This is a genomic window from Candidatus Saccharimonadia bacterium, assembly GCA_035544015.1.
GTDB lineage: Bacteria > Patescibacteriota > Saccharimonadia > UBA4664 > UBA4664 > UBA5169.
This window is the reverse complement of the sequence record DATKIP010000034.1, coordinates 1-1,185: the sequence shown is the minus strand read 5'-3', so window position 1 is coordinate 1,185 and position 1,185 is coordinate 1. Positions and strand designations below refer to the sequence as shown.

Here is a 1,185-nt window from a genome sequence, read left to right as displayed (position 1 = left end):
GATCAGCCTGTTATCCCCGGCGTACCTTTTATCCGTTGAGCGATGGCCCTTCCACGCGGAACCACCGGATCACTAAAGCCTGGTTTCCCACCTGCTCCACTTGTAGGTGTCGCAGTCAAGCTCGCTTCTGCTTTTGCACTCTACGGCTGATTTCCAAACAGCCTGAGCGAACCTTCGCGCGCCTCCGTTACAGTTTAGGAGGCGACCGCCCCAGTCAAACTACCCACCTAGCAGTGTCCCTGACCTGGATGACAGATCGAGGTTAGAACGCCGGAGTGTTAAGGGTGGTATCTCACCGTTGGCTCCCCCGAGTCCGAGAACCCGGGTTCAAAGCCTCCCACCTATCCTGCGCAGAACACGCCAGCATTCACTACTAAGATGTAGTAAAGGTGCACGGGGTCTTTTCGTCTAGTCACGGGCAACCGGCGTCTTCACCGGTACCACAAATTCGCAGTGCCCCTCGTTGAGACAGCGCCCAAATCGTTACGCCATTCGTGCAGGTCGGAACTTACCCGACAAGGAATTTCGCTACCTTAGGACCGTTATAGTTACGGCCGCCGTTTACCGGGGCTTCAGTTCGAAGCGTCGCCTTGCGGCTAACCTCTCCCTTTAACCTTCCGGCACCGGGCAGGCGTCAGACCCTATACGTCGTATTCGACTTAGCAGAGCCCTGTGTTTTTAGTAAACAGTCGCCTGAGCCTCTTTATTGCAACTCCCTCACGCTCACCGAGCAAGTCGGATCACGAGTGAGAGCACCCCTTCTTCCGAAGTTACGGGGCCAATTTGCCGAGTTCCTAAACGGAGCATCACACTTGGGCCTTAGGATTTTCTCCTCGCCTACCTGTGTCGGTTTGCGGTACGGGTACCCACTCCACTCCTTAGAGGCTTTTCTCGGCAGCGTGGCGTCGTCAGCTTTATGAGCCTTGCGGCTCTCGCTCCGGCCCCTCAGGATTAACGACCCACCGGATTTACCTGGCAGATCTCCCTACGAGCCTCAACCCACACAACCAATCGTGGGCCTGACTAGCCTCCTGCGTCCCCCCATCGTAATAACGTGGAATAGGTAGTTCCGGAATATTAACCGGATGTGCATCCGCTACGCCTTTCGGCCTCGCGTTAGCTCCCGACTAACCCTGAGCGGACGAACCTACCTCAGGAAACCTTAGGCTTACGGCGGGGAAGATT

1 rRNA gene is annotated in these 1,185 nt (G+C 56.2%); it reads right to left on the bottom strand.

Going from position 1 to position 1,185, the window contains the following annotated elements:
- Positions 1–1,185 (bottom strand): 23S ribosomal RNA (locus tag VMT30_02300); the annotation flags it as partial.